Origin of the sequence: Gaiella sp. (assembly GCF_039915195.1) — a bacterium.
GTDB lineage: Bacteria > Actinomycetota > Thermoleophilia > Gaiellales > Gaiellaceae > Gaiella.
The window spans coordinates 1-4,443 of sequence record NZ_JBDSNT010000029.1 but is presented as its reverse complement, the minus strand read 5'-3'; the positions used below and the strand labels follow the sequence as shown (position 1 = coordinate 4,443).

At 65.7% G+C, this 4,443-nt stretch carries 5 protein-coding genes; all 5 read right to left on the bottom strand.

The features are described 5' to 3' along the window. Positions 1-550 (bottom strand): glutamate synthase-related protein (locus ABIR74_RS02790; protein WP_348175091.1); only part of this gene is annotated, 550 nt, incomplete at its 3' end. Beyond that, a complete protein-coding gene (locus ABIR74_RS02785; protein WP_348175090.1) occupies positions 550-1,257 on the bottom strand; it encodes a glutamate synthase in 708 nt (235 codons plus the stop codon). The genes ABIR74_RS02790 and ABIR74_RS02785, both read right to left, overlap by 1 nt. Next, on the bottom strand, positions 1,254-2,147 hold the full coding sequence (locus ABIR74_RS02780) for a glutamine amidotransferase family protein (RefSeq protein WP_348175089.1): 894 nt from the start codon (positions 2,145-2,147) through the stop codon (positions 1,254-1,256). Before ABIR74_RS02780 ends, ABIR74_RS02785 begins: the two co-directional genes overlap by 4 nt. Then, positions 2,147-3,511 (bottom strand): type III glutamate--ammonia ligase, encoded by a 1,365-nt coding sequence (glnT, locus tag ABIR74_RS02775; RefSeq protein WP_348175088.1) that lies wholly within the window; start codon positions 3,509-3,511, stop codon positions 2,147-2,149. Before glnT ends, ABIR74_RS02780 begins: the two co-directional genes overlap by 1 nt. 105 nt (positions 3,512-3,616) lie before the next feature. Next, positions 3,617-4,443, bottom strand: an 827-nt coding sequence (locus ABIR74_RS02770; RefSeq protein WP_348175087.1) for a helix-turn-helix domain-containing protein, incomplete at its 5' end; no start/stop codon positions are given.

Sequence of the window (4,443 nt, the reverse complement as noted above, 5' to 3'; positions counted from 1 at the left end):
CGACGCGGTCGGAGATCTTGTGACCGAGCAGCATCCCGCCGCCTCCCGGCTTCGCGCCCTGGCCGACCACGACCTCGATTGCGTCCGCCTTGCGGAGGTCATCCGGGTTCATGCCGTAGCGCGAGGGAAGCAACTGGTAGACGAGGATCTCCGAATGGCCGCGCTCCTCCGGGGTCATGCCGCCGTCGCCCGTCGTCGTCGAGGTGCCCATCTCGGTCGCGCCGCGCCCGAGTGCCTCCTTGGCTGGCGCCGATAGAGCACCGAAGCTCATCCCGGCGATCGTGACGGGAATCTTCAACTCGAGTGGCTTCTTCGCGAAGCGCGTTCCCAGCGTGACGTTGGTATCGCAGCGCTCCCGGTAGCCCTCGAGCGGGTAGCGGGAGACACTCGCGCCGAGGAACAGCAGGTCGTCGAAGTGCGGTAGCTTCCGCTTGGCGCCGAAACCGCGGATGTCGTAGATGCCTTCCTTCGCAGCGCGCTGGATCTCCGCGATCACGTTGCGATCGAAGAGGGCCGACTCACGCAACCCGGGCTGCCAACCGCTCCCCATCAGTAGGCCCCTGCGTTGTCGATCGTGAAGTTGTAGAGCTGGCGAGCAGAGCCGTAGCGGCGGAAGTCAGCAGCGTCGACGTCATCGATGCCCGCGTGCTCCAGGAGTTCGCGCACGTGCTCGACGTGCTCGGCTCGCATCTCCTTCTCGATGCAGTCTGCGCCGAGCCCTGCAACCGTGCCCCGCACGTACAGCCGGGCCTCGTAGATCGAGTCACCGAGCGCATCACCGGCATTTCCGCACACGACGAGGCAGCCCGTCTGCGCCATAAACGCGCTCAGGTGGCCGACCGACCCCCGCACGACGATGTCGACGCCTTTCATCGAGATGCCACAACGGGCGGCAGCATCACCGTGAACGACGAGCAAGCCGCCATGCGCGGTCGCGCCGGCGGACTGACTCACGCTCCCCTCGACGACGACGCGGCCGGACATCATGTTCTCCGCGATCCCGGTGCTTGCGTTCCCGCGTACCCGCACCGTCGCGAGCTGGTTCATCCCGGCGCAGTAGTAGCCCACATGCCCGTCGATCTCGACATCGAGCTCGGCGTCGAGGCCACACGCAACGGCGTGCGCCCCCTTGGGGTTCACGATCCGCCACCGCGTCGGCCCGTCGCCCGAGAGCGCTACGTCGTGGAGGCGCTGGTTGAGCTCACGGAGTGACGATACGGCCAGGTCTACGACCTCGGCCTCCATCACCTCTGTCATGCGACCGCCGCCCTGTCCCAGACGTAGACGATTCCCGGCTCCGGCTCCCACATGCGGGCATCGTCCGCGCCGGGAAGCACCGCGATCGCGTGGTACTCGGACGCCATCGCGACCCAGTCGTCGGTCTCGGCAAGGACAGCGGGCTTGCACGCGATCGGGTCGCGCAACACCGCGAACCCGTCTGCCGTGCCGACCGCGAACGTGTAGAAGCCGTCGAGATCGTCGAGGCATCCCTCGAGGGCCTGCTCGAGCGTCGCACCCTCGCGCAGGCGCCACTCCAGGTACCCGGCTGCGACCTCGGTGTCGTTCTCGGTCTGGAACTCGATTCCCTCGCGTCGCAGCATCCTCCGCAGGGTGTTGTGGTTCGAGAGCGAGCCGTTGTGGACGAGACAGAGATCGAGACCGGTCGAGAACGGGTGAGAACCCTCGGTCGTGACCCGACTCTCGGTCGCCATGCGCGTGTGGCCGAGCGCGTGGCTTCCTTGCAGGTTCGCGAGCTCGAACGTCTCTGCGAACACCTCCGGCAGCCCGACGTCCTTGTAGAGCTCGATCACCTTTCCCGCGCTCATGACTCTCAGGTCGCCCCGCGCGGCGCGCACGCGAGCCTCGGCCTCGGCGGCGTCCGTGGGCACGACGACGACCGCGTGGCTTGCACGCACTGAGTCGATCTCACCGCCGATTCCCGCAGCGACCGCCCGCCAGTCCTCACTCGCGACCGGGGAGTAGAGCGTCAGCTTCGTGAGACCGTCCGCGACCGGGTCACGGTAGACCGCCACCCCGGCACTATCGGGGCCGCGGTCGCTCATCTGCGCGAGCATCGCAACGAGATGGGCGCCGAGGTGCTCCTCGATGCCCGGCGACTTCGCGAACAGTCCGACGATCCCGCACATCAGAAGCGGGTGAGGTATTCGCGGACTTCCCACGCACTGACCTGCTCGTGGTAGCGGAACCACTCGTCACGCTTCACCTTCACGTAGTAGTCGATGTACTCCTCGTTCTCCCGCGTCCTGCCGAGCGCCGCGCGAAGAACGTCGTCCTGTTCGAGCTCGACCGTCGCTTCCAGCAGGTTGGCGGGGAGCGAACGGAGACCGCGCGCGGTCAGCTCGGCGTAGGAGTGGCTGTACAGGTTCTCCGAGTTGGGCTCTCCTGCGTCCAGCTTGTTGGCCATGCCGTCGAGCCCCGATGCCAGCACCGCGGCCGCCGCGAGGTACGGGTTGCACGAACCGTCGACCGTGCGATCCTCGATCCGTCCCGGAGCGGGGATACGCAGCATCTGCGTGCGGTTGTTGTAGCCGTAGGAGATCCAGACGGGCGACCATGTCGCACCGCTCGACGTCGAGCCAATCTTCAGGCGCTTGTACGAGTTCACCGTCGGCGCGGTCAGCGCGCTGTAGGCACGTGCGTGAGTCTTCAGGCCGCCAATGAATCCGTATGCCTCCTCCGAGAGGCCGAGACCACGCGGGTCCGCCTCGTCGAGGAAGACATTGACGCCGTCCTTCCAGAGCGACATGTGGAAGTGACACCCGTTGCCCGTCAGTGACGTGAACGGCTTGGGCATGAACGTCGCGATTCGGCCGTACTGCTCCGCGAGCGTGTGCACCATGTAGCGGAAGAAGATCGCGCGGTCGCAGGACACAAGCGCCTCGTCGTACTCGAAGTTCTGCTCGAACTGGCCATTCGCGTCCTCGTGATCGTTCGCGTAGTTGCCCCAGCCGAGCTCGTTGCAGTAGCGGGAGACAGTCGTCAGAAACTCGTACTGGCGCGTCAACCCGGCCATGTCGTAGCAGGGTTTCTCGAGCGTGTCGAGCTTGTCCGCGATCTCGATCGTTCCATCGGCGTTGAGCTGCACGAGGAAGTACTCGAGCTCGATCCCGATCTTGAACTCGTACCCCTGCGCGCGAGCCTCCCCGGTGACGTTGCGAAGAATCGTGCGGGGACAGTAGGGCCATGCTTCGCCCTCCACCGTCACATCGCAGGCAAACCGTGCGAGGTTGGGCTGCCACGGCACGAGCGTGAAGCTGTCGAGGTCAGGCATCGCAGCGATGTCCGGATCGCTCGGAAGCTGGCCGATCTCACCCGCGGCGAAACCTGCGAAGCCCGCGCCATCCTCCACGAGATCGTCCAGCCTCTCCGCAGGGATGAGCTTGGCGCTCGGGCGCCCGTACATATCGACGAACTGCGCAAACATGAACTCGACGCCCCTGTCCGCCATCGTCGTCCGGATCGCCTCGAGCTTTTTCGTATCTGTGCCCATCGGAACTCCCTCCTCGTTCAGGTGAATGAGTTCGTATCACTCCCGGAGCTCCGGATCGATGGTGAGACTCTCCATGATCACGTGCATCGCTATGTCGGGAACGTCCTACCTCGCGGGGTGCGCGAGCCGAAGCTGCACCAGCTTCAGGGCAATCTCGATCATGAGCCAGTCATCGCGCCGGAGGTCGATCCCCGAGAGGTCACCGATCCGGCGCAGCCGTTGGCGCAACGTGTTGGCGTGGATGAAGAGGGCTTCCGAGGTCGCACTGATACTCCCGCGACGCTTAAGGAACTCCTCGAGCGTCGGCATCAGCGAGGCACTGCGATCACGGTCGTACTCGGCGATGCGCATGACCGCGTCGATCGTTGCGTCACGAACGCCGCCGTCGGCAGCGATGCGCAGGAGGTACTTGTAGGCACCGAGCTCCTCGAAGGCGACGACCGATGCCTCCCGCTTGAGCACCGTCGTTCCGAAGAGCGCCTGCCGGGCCTCCTCGAATCCTCCGGCGAAGCTCGTAAGGCCCTCGCACGCACTCGAGAGCCCGATTGAAAGAGGCCCCGGGCAATCCGCGTGCACGCGACGAACGATCTCGATCACCGCTCGCTCATCACCGCCGGCCGGAAGCCGAAGGAGCCCGTACAAGGAGTCATCTCGGCGGTCGAACAGCGAGCCGGGGAGGAGGCCGAGCAGCGTCCGCGCAAGAGCTTCGTCGGCCGGCTCGGCGGCAAGCACGACGTGTGGTCGTTCGAGATCGCACCCGAGACGGATAGCTCGACCCGCAATTCCTCCCCCCTCGCGACCGGCAGCGAGCGCCTCGAAGAAGTCCTTGATCAGGTTCTTCTCCGTGAGGCTCTCGATCAGCTGGATCTTCTTCACCCCGACCGCAATCTGGCTCGCGACGGCGCGGGCAAGCTCCACCGCGGTGCTTTGCT